At 58.9% G+C, this 16015-nt stretch carries 18 protein-coding genes; 10 read left to right on the top strand and 8 right to left on the bottom strand.

The window, feature by feature from the left end; all coding sequences use genetic code 11:
* The first annotated feature begins 17 nt into the window (after positions 1 to 17).
* The gene (locus AC0TN7_RS17065; protein WP_473702307.1) at positions 18 to 1241 is read left to right on the top strand and encodes a phosphoadenosine phosphosulfate reductase; all 1224 of its coding nucleotides are present in this window, start codon (positions 18 to 20) and stop codon (positions 1239 to 1241) included.
* Positions 1226 to 1852 (top strand): IbrB-like domain-containing protein, encoded by a 627-nt coding sequence (locus tag AC0TN7_RS17060; protein WP_473702306.1) that lies wholly within the window; start codon positions 1226 to 1228, stop codon positions 1850 to 1852. Before AC0TN7_RS17065 ends, AC0TN7_RS17060 begins: the two co-directional genes overlap by 16 nt.
* Here the strand turns inward: AC0TN7_RS17060 and AC0TN7_RS17055 are convergent, their stop codons facing one another.
* The gene (locus AC0TN7_RS17055; RefSeq protein WP_473702305.1) at positions 1853 to 3013 is read right to left on the bottom strand and encodes a pyridoxal phosphate-dependent aminotransferase; all 1161 of its coding nucleotides are present in this window, start codon (positions 3011 to 3013) and stop codon (positions 1853 to 1855) included.
* A 123-nt stretch (positions 3014 to 3136) separates the two neighbouring features.
* Here AC0TN7_RS17055 and AC0TN7_RS17050 point away from each other — a divergent pair, with 123 nt between their 5' ends.
* Genes AC0TN7_RS17050 through AC0TN7_RS17040 form a run of 3 tightly spaced genes read left to right on the top strand, consistent with a single transcriptional unit; the run spans position 3137 to position 4976 of the window.
* The gene (locus AC0TN7_RS17050; protein WP_061715768.1) at positions 3137 to 3751 is read left to right on the top strand and encodes a methylthioribulose 1-phosphate dehydratase; all 615 of its coding nucleotides are present in this window, start codon (positions 3137 to 3139) and stop codon (positions 3749 to 3751) included.
* Complete coding sequence (gene mtnC / locus AC0TN7_RS17045) at positions 3748 to 4437, top strand: acireductone synthase (RefSeq protein ID WP_024906997.1); 690 nt, start codon at positions 3748 to 3750, stop codon at positions 4435 to 4437. Before AC0TN7_RS17050 ends, mtnC begins: the two co-directional genes overlap by 4 nt.
* Positions 4434 to 4976 (top strand): 1,2-dihydroxy-3-keto-5-methylthiopentene dioxygenase, encoded by a 543-nt coding sequence (locus AC0TN7_RS17040; RefSeq protein ID WP_023315605.1) that lies wholly within the window; start codon positions 4434 to 4436, stop codon positions 4974 to 4976. Before mtnC ends, AC0TN7_RS17040 begins: the two co-directional genes overlap by 4 nt.
* A 96-nt stretch (positions 4977 to 5072) precedes the next feature.
* Here AC0TN7_RS17040 and AC0TN7_RS17035 read toward each other — a convergent pair whose 3' ends face one another.
* Together AC0TN7_RS17035 and mtnA are read right to left on the bottom strand one after the other, a co-directional pair.
* Positions 5073 to 5543, bottom strand: a complete 471-nt coding sequence (locus AC0TN7_RS17035; RefSeq protein ID WP_473702304.1) for an SRPBCC family protein — start codon at positions 5541 to 5543, stop codon at positions 5073 to 5075.
* A gap of 42 nt (positions 5544 to 5585) precedes the next feature.
* Positions 5586 to 6602: an S-methyl-5-thioribose-1-phosphate isomerase gene (gene mtnA, locus AC0TN7_RS17030; RefSeq protein WP_048990025.1), complete on the bottom strand. Its 1017-nt coding sequence runs from the start codon at positions 6600 to 6602 to the stop codon at positions 5586 to 5588.
* Positions 6603 to 6705: 103 nt separating this feature from the next.
* On the opposite strand from mtnA, the gene mtnK reads away from it, so the two are divergent.
* Positions 6706 to 7905, top strand: a complete 1200-nt coding sequence (gene mtnK / locus AC0TN7_RS17025) for an S-methyl-5-thioribose kinase (protein ID WP_473702303.1) — start codon at positions 6706 to 6708, stop codon at positions 7903 to 7905.
* An 89-nt stretch (positions 7906 to 7994) separates the two neighbouring features.
* Here the strand turns inward: mtnK and AC0TN7_RS17020 are convergent, their stop codons facing one another.
* The 4 genes from AC0TN7_RS17020 to AC0TN7_RS17005 form a co-directional block, all read right to left on the bottom strand.
* Positions 7995 to 9236, bottom strand: a complete 1242-nt coding sequence (locus AC0TN7_RS17020; protein ID WP_473702302.1) for an LVIVD repeat-containing protein — start codon at positions 9234 to 9236, stop codon at positions 7995 to 7997.
* A gap of 89 nt (positions 9237 to 9325) precedes the next feature.
* Positions 9326 to 10390 carry a sugar ABC transporter substrate-binding protein gene (locus AC0TN7_RS17015; RefSeq protein ID WP_473702301.1) on the bottom strand — a complete coding sequence of 355 codons (1065 nt, stop codon included), beginning with the start codon at positions 10388 to 10390 and terminating at the stop codon, positions 9326 to 9328.
* A 19-nt stretch (positions 10391 to 10409) separates the two neighbouring features.
* Positions 10410 to 11405, bottom strand: a complete 996-nt coding sequence (locus AC0TN7_RS17010; RefSeq protein WP_024906992.1) for an ABC transporter permease — start codon at positions 11403 to 11405, stop codon at positions 10410 to 10412.
* Positions 11402 to 12904: a sugar ABC transporter ATP-binding protein gene (locus tag AC0TN7_RS17005; protein ID WP_248163574.1), complete on the bottom strand. Its 1503-nt coding sequence runs from the start codon at positions 12902 to 12904 to the stop codon at positions 11402 to 11404. The genes AC0TN7_RS17010 and AC0TN7_RS17005 overlap by 4 nt, the downstream gene beginning before the upstream one ends.
* 159 nt (positions 12905 to 13063) lie before the next feature.
* Between AC0TN7_RS17005 and AC0TN7_RS17000 the strand changes: the two genes are divergently transcribed.
* From AC0TN7_RS17000 to AC0TN7_RS16985, 4 genes are all read left to right on the top strand, one after another.
* Complete coding sequence (locus AC0TN7_RS17000) at positions 13064 to 14152, top strand: oxidoreductase (RefSeq protein WP_024906990.1); 1089 nt, start codon at positions 13064 to 13066, stop codon at positions 14150 to 14152.
* Positions 14153 to 14209: 57 nt separating this feature from the next.
* Positions 14210 to 14953 carry an SDR family NAD(P)-dependent oxidoreductase gene (locus AC0TN7_RS16995; RefSeq protein ID WP_024906989.1) on the top strand — a complete coding sequence of 248 codons (744 nt, stop codon included), beginning with the start codon at positions 14210 to 14212 and terminating at the stop codon, positions 14951 to 14953.
* A gap of 183 nt (positions 14954 to 15136) precedes the next feature.
* A complete protein-coding gene (locus tag AC0TN7_RS16990; RefSeq protein ID WP_104949151.1) occupies positions 15137 to 15439 on the top strand; it encodes a type II toxin-antitoxin system RelE family toxin in 303 nt (100 codons plus the stop codon).
* A complete protein-coding gene (locus tag AC0TN7_RS16985) occupies positions 15414 to 15818 on the top strand; it encodes a helix-turn-helix domain-containing protein (protein ID WP_023305666.1) in 405 nt (134 codons plus the stop codon). Before AC0TN7_RS16990 ends, AC0TN7_RS16985 begins: the two co-directional genes overlap by 26 nt.
* Here AC0TN7_RS16985 and AC0TN7_RS16980 read toward each other — a convergent pair.
* Positions 15815 to 16012, bottom strand: coding sequence for a YbdD/YjiX family protein (locus AC0TN7_RS16980; RefSeq protein WP_006809671.1), 198 nt, complete (start codon positions 16010 to 16012; stop codon positions 15815 to 15817). The two genes, AC0TN7_RS16985 and AC0TN7_RS16980, sit on opposite strands and share 4 nt — an antisense overlap.
* Positions 16013 to 16015 lie beyond the last annotated feature (3 nt).

Below are 16015 nucleotides of genomic sequence, written 5' to 3'. Positions count from 1 at the left end.
TCAGGATGAGAACAAATATGTCAATTTATAAGTATCCTCTTAATCAGGATGTTCTTTCTGCGGCTCAGGAACGAATAAAATGGACTCTCGAAAATTTACCGAGGATCTGTGTCTCTTTTTCAGGAGGTAAAGACTCCACCACCATGCTGCACCTGGTTGCCCGGCAGGCGCGACAGATGAATATAAAAATAGACGTTCTCTTTATCGACTGGGAAGCGCAGTTTAGCCATACCATCACCCATGTTGAACGTATGCGCGAGTTATACAGCGATATCATCGGCCATTTCTGGTGGGTCGCGCTTCCCCTGACAACGCAAAATTCCCTGTCGCAATTTCAGCCGGAATGGCAATGCTGGGAACCCGGCACCCGATGGGTCCGCCAGCCCCCTGACGGTGCGATAACCGATCCCGCTTTTTTTCCCTTCTACCAGCCCGGCATGACGTTTGAAACTTTTGTTCGCAGCTTCTCCGACTGGTTCTCTCACAATCGCCCGGCGGCGGTGATGATTGGCATCCGCGCCGATGAATCTTACAACCGTTTTCTGGCTATCGCGTCAGCGCGTAAACAACGGTTTGCCGATGATAAACCCTGGACAACCGTCGCCCCGGGGGGACATGCCTGGTATATCTACCCTCTCTATGACTGGAAAACCGCCGATATCTGGACCTGGTTCGCCAAATCGGGATGTTGCTATAACCCACTCTATGACCTGATGTTCCAGGCTGGCGTGCCGCCCCGCTATATGCGTATTTGTGAGCCCTTTGGTCCGGAGCAGCGTCAGGGATTATGGCTCTACCATGTTGTTGAGCCCGATCGCTGGGCGGCCATGTGCGAGCGCGTGAGCGGCGTGCGCAGCGGAGGAATTTACGCCGGGCACGATAACCACTTTTATGGTCACCGGAAAATCCTGAAACCCGATCACCTCTGCTGGCGCGAATATGCCCTGCTGCTGCTCGACAGCATGCCGCAAAATACGGCTGAGCATTACCGCAATAAAATCGCCATTTATCTGCGCTGGTATCAGAAGAAAGGCATAGAGGATATTCCCGACACCCAGGACGGTGATATCGGTGCCAAAGACATTCCCTCATGGCGCCGTATTTGCAAGGTTATCCTTAATAACGACTACTGGTGCAGAGCGCTGTCGTTCAGTCCAAATAAACCCAAACATTATCAGCGCTACAGTGAAAGAGTGAAGGCGAAACGCAAGGAGTGGGGCATATTATGCGACAACGATTAATCACCGAGATCGAAACGTACCTGCAGTCTCTTCCCGAAGAGGATCGGATTAACGCCATCAATGCTTTTCGTGAAGCGATCCATAAAAACAGTCCTTTTCGTGAGCAACCGATAGACTGCGTGCTTTGGATCAAACAGGACGCGATTACCGCTAACGACTACAACCCCAACAACGTTGCCCCTCCAGAAAAACGGCTGCTCAGCAAGTCGCTGGAACTCGATGGATTCACCCAACCTATTGTCGTAACGGAAAGTGAACCGCAACATTACGAAATTGTGGATGGTTTCCACCGCCATGAAATCGGCAAAAATCGGGCGGCGTTGAAGCGCCAGCTCAAGGGATATCTCCCCGTCACCTGCCTGCGCCAGGACCGACAGGAAAAGCATGACCGTATGGCCGCCACGATCCGTCACAACCGGGCGCGGGGTCGGCACCAGATTAACGCCATGTCAGAGATCGTGCGCGAACTGGCACAGCTCAGCTGGAATGATGAGCGAATTGGCAAAGAGCTCGGAATGGACAGCGACGAGGTGCTGCGCCTCAAGCAAATCAACGGTCTGCTGGCGCTGTTTGCAGACCGTCGCTATTCCGAAGCCTGGACGGTAAAATAATCAGAGCGTGTTCAAACGCTCTGCCGCCGCCAGCAGCGTCGATTCCTGCTTGGCAAAGCAAAGACGGATCAGCTTGTGTGGGAAGGGATCGGCGCAGAATACCGACAGCGGAATGGCGGCCACCCCCACCTCTTTTGTCAACCACTGACAAAAGCTGACGTCATCCAGATCGGAAATCGCGCTGTAGTCCGCGAGCAGGAAATAGGTTCCTTCAGACGGCAAAATTTCCAGGCGGCTTTTACTCAGCGCCGTCACGAACAGATCCCGACGTTCACGATAAAAACGCGGCAGCGCGCGATAATGCTCGGGCTCCGCGCGCAGCATATCCGCCAGGGCTAGTTGAGCCGGCGTGTTCACAGCAAAGGTCAGGTACTGATGTACCTTGCGCAGCTCAGCGCTAATGGCGGCCGGTGCGACGCAGTAACCCACTTTCCAGCCGGTCATATGGTAGGTCTTACCGAACGACGAGACGGCGATAGCGCGCTCGCGAAGCTGCGGATGGGCCAGCACGCTGGCGTGTCCCTCTTCTGCAAAGCAGATGTGCTCGTAAACTTCATCGCTCAGCACGTAGATTTCACGTTCGGCAATCGCCTGCCACAGCGCGGCGAAGTCCGTTTTCTGCCACACCGTCGCGGACGGGTTGTGCGGGGTATTCAGGATCACCAGACGGGTTTTGTCGCTCAGCAGCGCAGCAAACGCCTGCCAGTCAGGGCGGAAATGCGGTGGCTGTAACGCCACGCGTTTCACCACGCCGCCGGAGAGTTCAACCGCAGGCGCATAGCTGTCGTAGCTCGGGTCAAAGCAGATGACTTCATCGCCCGCCCGCACCAGGGCGGTGATGGCCGCATACAGCGCTTCGGTCGCCCCTGCCGTCACCGTAATGTCGCTGTTCGCATCGGGCCTATGGCCATACAGCTCAGCCGTTTTATCCGCAATGGCTTCCCGCAGCGCCTGCACGCCCGTCATTGGCGCATACTGATTCGCCCCCTGCGCCACGTGGTACGCCAGACGCTCCTGCAGATAGGTCGGCCCGTCGAAATCCGGAAATCCCTGAGAAAGGTTAATGGCGTTGTGCTGCTGCGCCAGGGCGCTCATCTGCGTAAAGATGGTGGTACCTAGATTGGGAAGTTTACTTTGCGGAATCAATGCGTTAATGCTCATTGTGCTGTGCCTGCTTGTAATACTTATGTTGCTGCCACTATAACACGATGTTAGTCTTTGGCAATCAAGACGCTTAGACGTCTAAACAATATGAATATTCCTGTCCGAGAGGGTAAAAGGAAAATGACAGACAACCTGCAACTCACGCATCTGGTCGACGCCTGCCGCTGGATTGGCGCCAAAGGCTGGGCACCCGCCACCGGGGGCAATATGTCGGTGCGTCAGGACGAACGCCTCTGCTGGCTCAGCGAATCGGGCAAAGACAAAGGCAGCCTGACGACGGAGGATTTTCTCCAGGTGGAGATCGCCACCAACCGCGCGCCGTCTGGCCGCAGACCGTCGGCGGAGACCGGGCTGCACACCCTTATCTATCGTCTGTTTCCTGAGGCCAACGCCGTCCTGCACGTTCATACGGTCAACGCCACGGTGCTCTCGCGTCTGGTCAAAGAAGCCGAGCTCAACATCAGCGGCTTTGAGATGCAAAAATCCCTCACCGGGCAGACCACGCATCTGGATACGGTGGCTATCCCGGTCTTCGATAACGACCAGGACATTGACGCCCTCGCCTCGCGAATCGCCCATTACGCGCAGGAACGCCCGCTTAATTATGGTTTTCTTCTGCGCGGCCATGGCTTAACCTGCTGGGGACGCGATGTGGCCGAAGCCCGCCGTCATCTGGAAGGACTGGAATTCCTGTTTGAATGTGAAATGCGTTTACGACAACTGGAGAGAGTATGATTCGCGCGATTGTGACGGATATTGAAGGCACCACCAGCGATATTCGTTTTGTCCATGATGTTTTGTTCCCCTACGCGCGTGAGCGGCTGGCGGCCTTCGTGACCGCGCAGCAGTACGCCGAGCCGGTCACATCCATTCTGGACAACCTGCGTGATGAAATCGGTAATCCGCACGCCAGCGTCAGCGAGCTTATCGACGCCCTGTTTGCCTTTATGGATGAAGACCGCAAATCTACCGCGCTAAAAGCGCTGCAGGGGATCATCTGGCACGACGGCTACGTCAACGGCGACTTTACCGGCCATCTCTACCCGGACGTGCTGCCCGCGCTGGAAAAATGGAAAGCGCAAGGGATTGATCTCTATGTTTATTCCTCTGGTTCCGTTGCTGCGCAGAAACTGTTATTTGGCTACAGCGACGAAGGTGATATTACTCATCTGTTCAGCGGCTATTTCGACACCCACATCGGCGCCAAGCGCGAGGTGCAGTCGTATCAGAACATTGCGGCGCAAACGGGCATCGCCCCGTCGCAGATCCTGTTCCTCTCCGATATTCATCAGGAGCTGGACGCAGCTGAACAGGCAGGTTTTCGTACCCTGCAGCTGATTCGCGGTGATGATGACGGCGCAAGCCACCATCATCAGGTCCACCAGTTTGACGAGATTAACCCGGAGCAGATCCCTTCATGAGCGCATTGACCATTTATTCCGATAAAGACGCCAGTCAGCACCAGTGGCACAGTACCGACGCCGCCGAGATTGCCCAACAGCTCAACGCGAAAGGCGTGCGGTTTGAACGCTGGGCGGCGGATCGCGATTTAGGACACGATCCCGCGCCTGAAGCCGTGATCGCGGCGTATCAACATGCGATCGACAAACTGGTCGCAGAGAAGGGTTACCAGAGCTGGGACGTGATCAGCCTGCGTGCCGACAATCCGCAGAAAGAGGCGCTGCGCGCGAAGTTCCTGAACGAACACACCCACGGCGAGGACGAAGTACGCTTTTTCGTGGAAGGCGCAGGGCTGTTCTGCCTGCACATTGGCGATGAGGTGTATCAGGTACTGTGCGAGAAAAACGACCTGATCTCCGTTCCTGCGGGCACGCCGCACTGGTTTGATATGGGCTCAGAGCCGAACTTTACCGCCATTCGTATTTTCGATAACCCGGAAGGCTGGGTGGCCCAGTTTACGGGTGATGCGATCGCGGACGCGTATCCACGGCTGGCATAGGTAAAAGCAAAACGGCAGCTATAGCTGCCGTTTTTAGTGTTTGCTCCCTCTCCCTGTGGGAGAGGGTCGGGGTGAGGGCATCAGGCCGCTCGAGCTTCAACGCTTCAATCCCTTCACATACTCAACCAGCTGATCCAGCACAATCCCCCACCCTTCGTGGAAGCCCATCTGCTCGTGCTGCTCGCGGATGTCCTTCGTGGGGTGACGCGCAATCGCCGTATAGCGCGTTTTGCCCTCCCCGACATCTTCCAGCAATAAAATCGCCGTCATAAACGGCTTCTCGGCCGGTTTCCAGCCTTCGGTATAGCTGTCGGTAAAGACCAGCTTTTTCCCCGGGTCGATTTCAAGGAAGACACCCCGGTTATCCATCCGCTGCCCATCCACCTCAAACACGGTGTTGAACCGTCCGCCCACCCGCAGATCGAGGTCGCATTCGGTCACCTTATGGGGAGCAGGAATGAAGAAGTTTTTGATGTGTTCGGGCGTAGTCCAGCAAAGCCACAGCAGGTCGCGCGGGGCATCCACCACGCGCTCCAGTTTTAAGTCTGTTTCAGGATCGAGCGTCACGATATTGTCCTCTCAGGGAAACCCCTTAAAGAATAGCCCGACTCAGGCGAATTTCCCGTTTGCCACCGCGTCCGGCGTGACCACGCCCGTATCCAGCACCCAGCCGCTAATCAGCGAGGCTGGCGTAACGTCAAACGCCGGGTTGTAGACCTGCGCGTTTTCCGGCGCCCACTGCACCGCGCCAAAGCTTCCGGCGACGCCCGTCACCTCGCTTGCGGCGCGCTGCTCAATCGGGATCGCATCACCGTTCGGGCAGTCCGGATCGAGGGTCGTTTGCGGCGCGGCCACATAGAACGGAATGCCGTGGAATTTCGCCAGCACCGCCAGAGAATAGGTGCCGATCTTATTCGCCACGTCGCCGTTAGCCGCAATGCGGTCTGCGCCCACCCACACGGCATCCACCAGCCCTTTCGCCATCAGGCTGGCGGCCATGGAATCGGTAATCAGCTGATACGGTACGCCCAGCTCGCCAAGCTCCCACGCGGTCAGTCTGCCACCCTGCAGCAGCGGACGGGTTTCATCCACCCAGACGTTGCTGACCTTGCCCTCCTGATGCGCGCGAGCAATCACGCCCAGCGCCGTACCGACGCCCGCCGTTGCCAGCCCGCCGGTGTTGCAGTGGGTCAGCAGGCGGCTGCCGGGCTTCACCAGCGCGCTGCCCGCTTGCGCAATGGCGTCACAGAGCCGTTTGTCTTCGTCGATCAGGCGCAGCGCCTCCGCGACCAGCGCCGGAACATACTCTTCCTGCCACAGCGCAATCTTCATGCGGTCAAGGTTGTTCATCAGGTTCACCGCCGTCGGGCGGGATGCGCGCAGGGTTTCCAGCGCCACCGCCAGCTCGTCACGGCTTTTGCCGTTTTCCGCCAGCAGCGCCAGCAGCAGACTTGCAGAGAGACCGATCAGCGGCGCGCCGCGCACCCGCAGGGCGTGAATATGCCCCACCAGCGCCTCTACCGTTGAGGCATCCAGCCAGCGTTTCTCCTGCGGAAGGGCCTGCTGGTCGAGAATAAAGAGCTGATTATCCGCTACCCGCAGGCTGGTCGTCTGTAATGTCTGCATGTCGTTAATTCCCTGTTGCGTTGTTGTAGCACATTGTGTCAGGATGAAATCCAGATGTATAGACGTCTACATGTCTTTATTAGCAAACCGTGAGGAGCAGGCCATGTCGCAATACCGTACCTTTACCGCTCAGGACGCCGTGGAGTATGCCAGGCAGTTTGGCGGCCTTGACGATCCTTCATCGCTGGTGGAGGCGCAGGAGGTAGGCGACGGCAACCTCAATCTGGTCTTTAAAATTTTCGACAGCGCGGGCGTGAGCCGCATCATCGTTAAGCAGGCGCTGCCCTACGTGCGCTGCGTCGGCGAGTCCTGGCCGCTGACGCTGGACCGCGCCCGTCTGGAGGCGCAAACCCTGGTCGAGCACTACCGGCACAGCCCGCAGCACACGGTGAAAATCCACCACTTCGACCCGGAGCTGGCGGTGATGGTGATGGAAGATCTCTCCAGCCATCGCATCTGGCGCGGCGAGCTGATCGGCAACATTTACTACCCGCAGGCGGCGCGTCAGCTGGGTGAATACCTCGCGCACGCGCTGTTCCACACCAGCGATTTCTACCTGCACCCGCACGAGAAAAAAGCGCAGGTGGCAAAATTCATCAATCCGGAGATGTGCGAGATCACCGAAGATCTGTTTTTCAACGATCCGTACCAGATCCACGAACGCAACAGCTACCCGGCCGAACTGGAAAATGACGTCGCCGCCCTGCGCGACGACGCCCAGCTGAAAATTGCCGTGGCCTCCCTGAAGCACCGTTTCTTTTCTCAGGCGGAAGCCCTGCTGCACGGAGACATTCACAGCGGCTCGATTTTTGTGGCCGACGGCAGCCTGAAGGCCATCGACGCCGAGTTCGGCTATTTCGGCCCGATTGGCTTTGACGTCGGCACCGCTATCGGCAACCTGCTGTTGAACTTCTGCGGCCTGCCAGGGCATCTGGGCATTCGCGATGCCGCCGCCGCCCGCGAGCAGCGCCTGACCGATATTCAGGAACTGTGGAACACCTTCGCGGAGCGATTCCAGGCGCTGGCACACGAGAAAACACGCGACGCCGCGCTCAGCGCGCCGGGCTATGCCTCCGCCTTCCTGAAAAAGGCCTGGCATGATGCCATCGGCTTCTGCGGCACCGAGCTCATTCGCCGCAGCGTCGGGCTTTCCCACGTCGCGGATATCGACACCATTCAGGACGAGGCGATGCGCCACGAATGCCTTCGCCACGCGATAACGCTCGGCAAGGCGCTGATTGTGATTGCAGACCGTATCGACAGCGCGGAAGATCTGGTGGCGCGGGTGCGACAATACAGCTGAGTGCATTTGCCCGGTGGCGGCTTCGCCTTACCGGGCCTACGGGTGCAAAATGTAGGCCCGGTAAGGCGAAGCCGCCACCCGGCAAAAACTCACCCCAAATACTCAATCACCGACAGCCCACCGTTATAATCCGTGCTGTAGATAATCCCCTGCGCATCCACAAACACGTCACACGACTGGATCACCTGCGGGCGATTCGGACGGGTATCCATCATTTTCTCCGGTGCAGCAGGCACCAGCGCGCCGGTTTCCACCGGACGATACGGATTGGAGATGTCATACGCGCGCACGCCCGCGTTCTGATACGTGGCAAAAATCAGCGTGGAGCTGACAAAGCTCCCCGGCCGGTTCTCGTGCAGGTTATGCGGCCCGAAATGCGCCCCTTTCGCCACGTAGTCAGTTTCGTCCGGCTGCGGGAAGGTCGAGATGCTTACCGGGTTCGACGGCTCGCGAATATCAAACAGCCAGATCAGCTTCTCGCCGTCTTCCTGGTTATCCAGCACCGCTTCGTCCAGCACCACCAGTAGATCGCGGTCCGACAGCGGCAGCGCGGTGTGCGTCCCGCCGCCAAACGGCGGACTCCAGTTACGGTGGCTAATCAGCTTCGGCTGGGTACGATCCTTCACGTCCAGCAGCGTCAGGCCGCCGTCGCGCCAGCTGCCGTACGCGGTATCCCCCGCGATAATCGCGTGGTGCAGGGCGTAGCGTTTCCCTTCCGGCCAGTTCGGCTTCTCACCTTCGGCCTGGTTCATCCCCGGCAACCACCAGCGCCCGGCCACTTCGGGCCTACGCGGGTCCGCCAGATCGATGGTCAGAAAGATGTAGTCGGTAAAGCCATCGATCAGCGCCGACACGTACGCCCAGCGGCCGCCGACGTACCAGATGCGGTGAATGCCAATCCCGCTCAGCGACAGAAAGCCGATTTCGCGCGGCCTGTCCGGCGTGGAGATATCAAACACGCGCAGCCCGGCGCTCCAGCCTTTGTCCTGCACGTCGCTGACGGTCTCTCCCACCTGGCGGGTGTAGTAGACCTTTTCGTCGGCAAAGCGGGCATCGGCAAACAGATCCCGGGCGTTGATCACCAGCAGCAGGTCATCATGCGCCTGCAGATGCACGTTCCAGGTGCCGGGCGGCGCGGGCACGTAGCCCGCCGCTTTCGGGTTCTTCGGATCGCGCACGTCGACAATCGAAAAGCCCTGCGACACCATATGGCCGATATAGGCGAAACCGCGGTGCACCATCAGCTGCACGCCGTCCGGGCGACCGCCCTGATCGCTATGGCCAATCAGCCGCATATTGCGGCTGTATTCTGGAGGGGGTAAAGAAGACACCTTGAGCTCCTGTTGGTTTTCCCCCTCTCCCCGTGGGAGAGGGCCGGGGTGAGGGCATCAGGCCGCACCTGATGCCACCCGGCTTGGTTTTATTTGTTTTTCGCTTCCAGCGTCGCAAACCACGGCGCGATAAAATCTTCCGTCTGGCCCCAGCCCGGAATGATTTTCCCCAGCGACGCCACGTTCACCGCGCCCGGCTGGGCGGCCAGCAGCGCCTGCGGAATGGCCGCGGCTTTGAAATCGTAGGTCGCAGGCGTGGCTTCCCCGGCAATCTTGTTCGCCACCAGACGCACGTTGGTCGCGCCAATCAGCTTCGGATCCACCGCCACGCTCACCTTCCATGGGCTGCCAGGCTCGCGCATCAGCTGCAGATCCTGGTTGGAGATGTCGATGCTGTAGAGCTTGATCTCGGTGCGGCCGTTCTCTTTCAGCGCTTTGTACGCGCCCTGGCTGAAGGCGTCCCAGGTGCCCCAGATGGCGTCGATTTTACCTTTCGGGTATTTCGCCAGGATCGCGCCCACTTTGTTAGCGGTGTCGCCCTGCACGTCAGAGGAGACCGCGCCGATGGACTCCAGCTCTTTGATGTCCGGGTACTGCTTTTGCAACTCTTTATACGCCGCCTGACGACGCTCCATCGGCGGGAAGCCCGCGACCCACAGCTTGACGATATTGGCTTTGCCGTTGAAATCTTTCGCCAGCTGGCCGAAGGAGAGGTTAGTCAGGGAGGCATCATCCTGCTGGGTAACGGTCACGCCCGGGATCTCGCCGTTGACGGCGGTATCAAAGACGGCGACCTTAATTCCGGCGTCCACCGCCTTCTTCACCAGCGCGGTGGAGTACGGATCGCGCCCCTGAGACAGGATAATCCCGTCATATTTCTGGCTGATGGCCTGGTTCACAAAGTCCTGGAATTTGGCATCGTCCCCGTTGCTTAAAAAGGTGCTGACCTTAAAGCCAAGCTTCTTCCCTTCCTGAATGGCCCCGGCAATAAACTGCGTGGTATTGTCGTCTGAGCCAAGGTTACGGATCACCGCGATGCGGATCGGGCCGTCATGGTTGGCAATGGCCGCCGGAAGCGGCGCGGGCGTAGCCGCGAAGCCAGGCAGAGCGGTGAATAACCCTAATGCCACCAAAGAGAGTGCAATCTTTTTCATTTTTTATCCCGTTGTGTTGTCAGCGTTTTTGTATGTACGTAATCGCCAGCGCTACCGCGAGCACCAGCCCTTTTATAATGTCCATGGCGTAATACGGCACGGAGAGCATCACCAGCCCGTTCGACAGCACGCCGAGAATAACCGCCCCGACCAGCGTCCCCAGCGCATTCGGCTTGCCGGACCCGGCCAGCGAGAAGCCAATCCACGCCGCCGCCACCGCATCCATCAGGTAACCGCCGCCCGCGTTTACCTGCGACGAGCCAATGCGCGAGGCCAGCAAAATCCCGCCCAGGCCCGCCAGCAGGGAGGCAATCACGTAGGCCGCCACCTTGTAGCGGGTGGTGCGAATCCCCGAGAGGCGCGCCGCTTCCGGATTACCGCCGATGGCGTACATCCGACGACCGTGAGTGGTGAGCGACAGCCCCAGCTGCGCCAGAACCGTCACTACCAGCATGATGATCACAATCGTCGGCACCTGCCCCAGCAGGCTGAACGCCGCCGGAATGGTGCCTTCCGCCATGTCACCGCTCGGCAGCACCATGTTCTCGGTAATCGACCCGCCGTAGCTGTAGGTCATCGCCACGCCCTGGATCACAAACAGGCTGGCCAGCGTCGCGAGCATGTCCGGAATGCGCAGGATGACGATAAGAAAGGCGTTAAACAGCCCCACCAGCGTGCAGAGCGCGAGGGTGATCAGAATCGACTCGGTGGTACCAAAGCCGTGCCAGACGAACAGGGAAATCACCAGCGCATTCGCCAGTGAGGCGGTCGATCCCACGGAGAGATCGAACCCGCCAATGGTCAATGATATCGACACGCCAACGGCAATCACCGTCACGATGGCGATTGAGCGCAGAATATTGATGATGTTGTTCGGATCGAGGAAGCTGTCCGACGCCAGGCCAAAGACGGCCACCAGCGCGACGACGGTTAACAGCATGCCCCACTTGTAGAGAAAATCGAAAATCTGCTGACGGCCAGACGCCGTCGCGTTTACTGAAAGGGCCTTGCTCACGACGCCGTTCCTCCGGTTGAATAATAAAGTAGTGTCTCTTCACGGGCCTCGGCTCCGGCGATTTCCGCCACGATGCGCCCGTCCCACAGCACGCAGATGCGGTCGCACAGCCCGACCAGCTCGGCAAACTCGCCCGAGGCGTAAATCACCCCTTTGCCCTCGCGCGCCAGGCCGTCAATCAGCTGGAACAGATCGGTTTTGGCCTTCACGTCCACGCCTTTGGTTGGCTCGTCGAAGATCAGCACGCTCGCGTCATTGCGCAGCCACTTGCCGATGGCGACCTTCTGCTGGTTGCCGCCGGACAGACGTCGCAAAACCTGCCCGGGGCCGCGGGCGCGCACGCCGACGCGAGCGATCACCTCCTCCGCCCAGCGCCACGCCTGACGATGGCCAAACAGGCTCCAGCGCGAGAAGCTGTTATCGGCGCACACGGCAAGGTTCATGCTCACCGGCTCGTCGATAAAAATGCCCTCTTTACGCCGCTCTTCCGGCACCAGCGCCAGGCCGCGCAGCACCGAGTCGGCCGGGTCGCGAGGCTGCCAGGGCTGTTGATTCAACTCACCGCGCGCCACGCGGCTTTTGCTGGCGCCAAACAGCGCCTTGCAGAGTTCGGTTTTCCCCGCCCCCGCCAGCCCGGCAATCCCGAGAATTTCGCCTTTGCGCAGGTGCAGGGAGATATCTTTCAGCAGCGCGTCGTCATGCAGACCTTCCACCCGCAGCAGCGTTTCGTCGCCGTGCGGCGGCCGAGCGGGCGGGTAGATATCGCTCAGCACGTGGCCGAGCATCTTCTCGACGATCGCTTCGCCGCTAAGATCGGCCATCGGGCCGGACTCGATCAGCTTGCCGTCGCGCAGCACCGTCAGGGTGTCGCAGATGGCCTTCAGCTCGTGAATGCGGTGGGAGATAAACACCACCCCGATGCCCTGCTGCTTTAACCGTCTCACCACGGCAAACAGGCGCTCGCTCTCGTGCGCGTCCAGCGGCGCGGTGGGCTCATCAAGAATCAAAAAACGACAGTGATGAGACAGGGCGCGCGCCAGCAAAATCTGCTGCTTTTCGGCAAGCGTGCAGCTGTCGATGGAACGGCGTACGTCCATAGAAACGTCCAGCTGCGCCAGCGCCTGTCTCGCCTGCTGGCGGATTGCACGCCAGCGGAAGCGATGCCCCGGCTGCGCCAGCTGGTCGAGCATGATGTTCTCGGCGATGCTTAATCCCGGGATCAGCGCCACGTCCACCTCCTGCTGCACGAGGTGGATCCCCAGCCGTTTGGCGTCCAGCGGCTCGCGGATGCTTACCGGCTGGTTATTAATGGAGATTTCGCCTTCATAGTGGTCGTGCGTCCCGCACAGCACCGCCATCAGCGTCGATTTTCCCGCGCCGTTGGCACCGGTCAGCGCATGTACCGATCCGCCGGTTAAGGTGAAGTTCACGCGCGACAGCGCCTGAAACCCGGAAAAGGCCAGGCTGATACCGCGCATTTCAAGGCGACTGGAAACCATCCGCGTAAATCCTTCATTACTCTTCTGATTTATCGAATTTTTCACAGCTCCGGTTGACTGACAACGACGGAAAAGGCATAAGTTAAAGCGAAATATTATTAGCCATCCGGATGTCCAGACATAACATCGGGTTAGCGCTTGCTAAAAAAGGACAACACCATGAGCAACACCGATATCCGCGTCGTGCCTGGCCCGGCGAACTACTTCTCCCACCCCGGAAGCCTTGCGCATCTGAATGACTTCTTTACCCCGGAACAGCTTTCCCGCGCGGTGTGGATCTACGGCGAGCGCGCTATCGACGGCGCGCGCCCTTTCCTGCCTGAGAGCTTTCACGCGCCGGGGGCGAAACACCTGCTGTTTAAAGGCCACTGCAGCGAGCGCGACGTCACCCATCTGGTGAACGAATCCGGCAGTGACGCCAGCGTGGTGATTGGCGTCGGCGGCGGTGCGGTACTGGATACCGTCAAGGCCGTGGCGCGTCGTCTGGGCGTGCCGTTCGTGGGCATCCCCACCGTTGCCGCCACCTGCGCGGCGTGGACCCCGCTCTCCGTCTGGTACAACGATGCAGGTCAGGCGCTGCATTTTGAGATCTTCGACGACGCCAACTTCCTGGTGCTGGTAGAGCCGCAGATCGTCCTTAACGCCCCGGCGGAATACCTGCTGGCGGGCATCGGCGATACGCTGGCGAAGTGGTACGAAGCGGTTGTGTTGGCACCTGAGCCGCAGAACCTGCCGCTGACCGTGCGGCTGGGCATCAACGGCGCGCTGGCGATCCGCGACGTGCTGCTGGAGCACAGTGAGGAAGCACTGGCCGACCAGCAGCGCGGCGAACAGACGCAGGCGTTTCGGGACGTGGTGGATGCGATTATCGCCGGCGGCGGGATGGTCGGCGGGTTGGGCGAACGCTATACCCGCGTGGCGGCGGCGCATGCGGTGCACAACGGTTTAACCGTGCTGCCGCAGACGGAAAAATACCTGCACGGTACCAAGGTGGCCTACGGCATTCTGGTGCAGAGCGCCCTGCTCGGCCAGGACGACGTGCTGGCGCAACTGGTGACGGCGTACCAGCGCTTTAACCTGCCGACCACGCTTCGCGAGCTGGACGTCGACATCAATAACCGGGAAGCGCTGGATAAGGTCATTGCCCACACCCTGCGCCCGGTGGAGTCGATTCACTATCTACCGGTTGCGTTAACGCCTGACGTTCTGCGCGCCGCGTTTGAGAAAGTGGAATCCTTCAGCCGTTAATCGCGCCGACAGGCTATACCTAATGATGATTCTTTCTACTCTTGCAACGAGGTCATCATGCAGATCGATTTAACAGGTAAAAAGGCGCTGGTTACCGGTGCCAGCCGCGGGTTGGGTCGGGCTATTGCACTCTCGCTGGCGCGCGCCGGTGCGGATGTGATTATTACGTATGAAAAATCTGCCGATAAAGCCCAGGCGGTCGCCGATGAGATTAAGGCGCTGGGACGACACAGCGAAGCCGTGCAGGCGGACAGCGCCAGCGCGCAGGCGATTCAGGATGCCGTCACCCATGCGGCACGTTCCCTTGGCGGGCTGGACATTCTGGTCAACAATGCCGGGATCGCGCGCGGCGGCCCGCTGGAGTCCATGACGCTGGCAGATATTGACGCCCTTATCAACGTCAACATCCGCGGCGTGGTTATCGCCATTCAGGAAGCGCTGGTGCACATGTCCGACGGCGGGCGCATCATCAACATCGGCAGCTGTCTGGCAAACCGCGTGGCGATGCCGGGCATTGCCGTTTACTCGATGACGAAGTCCGCTCTTAACTCCCTCACCCGCGGTCTGGCCCGTGATTTAGGACCGCGCGGCATTACCGTAAACCTGGTGCACCCCGGCCCCACCAACAGCGATATGAACCCGGAAGACGGCGAACAGGCGGAAGCCCAGCGCCAGATGATTGCTGTCGGTCACTACGGCCAGCCGGAAGACATCGCGGCGGCGGTCACCTTCCTCGCCAGCCCGGCTGCCGGGCAGATCTCCGGTACCGGTCTGGACGTGGACGGTGGTTTGAACGCCTGATCGCACATTTCCTGCAAGCCTCTGTCGTCCGGCAGAGGCCTTCTCGAGCCGCCTCGACGGTTTGCGTTTTGCCTCTTACCCGCGTTTTTACTCCGCTCTACAGTACCCCATTAGAAATTCGGAATTTATCTAATAGTCTTATTATTTCCTTATATTTTTTGTGGGCGTACAGTGGAGGTACGGATGAAGATTGTCTGGTCAAAAACAGCAGAGAAGCAATTTTCTAAAATCGATACGCGATATCAGAACCGCATTAAATTCAGGCTGGAGAAGATGGATGATAAAACATCAACTGTCGCGGATATCAAGAAATTATCTTCTCCCGAAAACCACTACAGGTTGCGATTAGGTGATTACAGGGTCATTTACACCTTCGGAGACCCGCCAGGTGATACCTGTTACGTAGTGGCGGTAAAACGCCGGACAACCACCACCTACCTTCATGAGGAGCATACGGAATATGACTATTCAGTTCATCAAGGATGAAGAAGGAAAAAAACAGTATGTTGTCATTCCCTACGGTGAATATTTTCGCATGCGTTTAGCCATGCTTGAGTATGATGACGATGATGAAAACGACTGGGAAGACATCCCTTACGAATCAGATATCTACGATAACGTAGGTTTACCGGGTGAAGTGTGCGACATCATGCATAGCGAGAACGTCAGCCTGCAGGCCGCATGGCGTATCCTGCGTGGGTTATCCCAGCAGGAGGTGGCGGAGAAACTCGGTATCAGCCAGTCCGCCGTGTCACAGCTGGAAGCGCTGGACTCCCGTCCGCAAAAACGCACCCGCGAAAAGCTGGCGGCGATCTACGGCTGTAAGCAGGAGCAGATCAGCCTCTATCTCCCGAAAGAGGGTTAACAGCACTTCGCCCCGCCCTTGCCGCCGTAGCGGGCGTCCTGGCGGTCACGGAAAAATTCTTCGTAGGTCATTGGCGTCTGGTCCGGATGGTTGACGCGCATATGCTCGACGTAGTTGTCGTAGTCCGGCACGCCAATCATCATTTTAGCGGCCTGGCCCAGGTACTTACCGGCTTTGGAAAGGGTGTCGAACATGAT

The sequence above is a fragment of the Enterobacter sp. PL_is511 genome, assembly GCF_055816065.1.
Note: the sequence above shows the minus strand (reverse complement) of the source record. Positions and strands in the feature narration are given on the sequence as shown.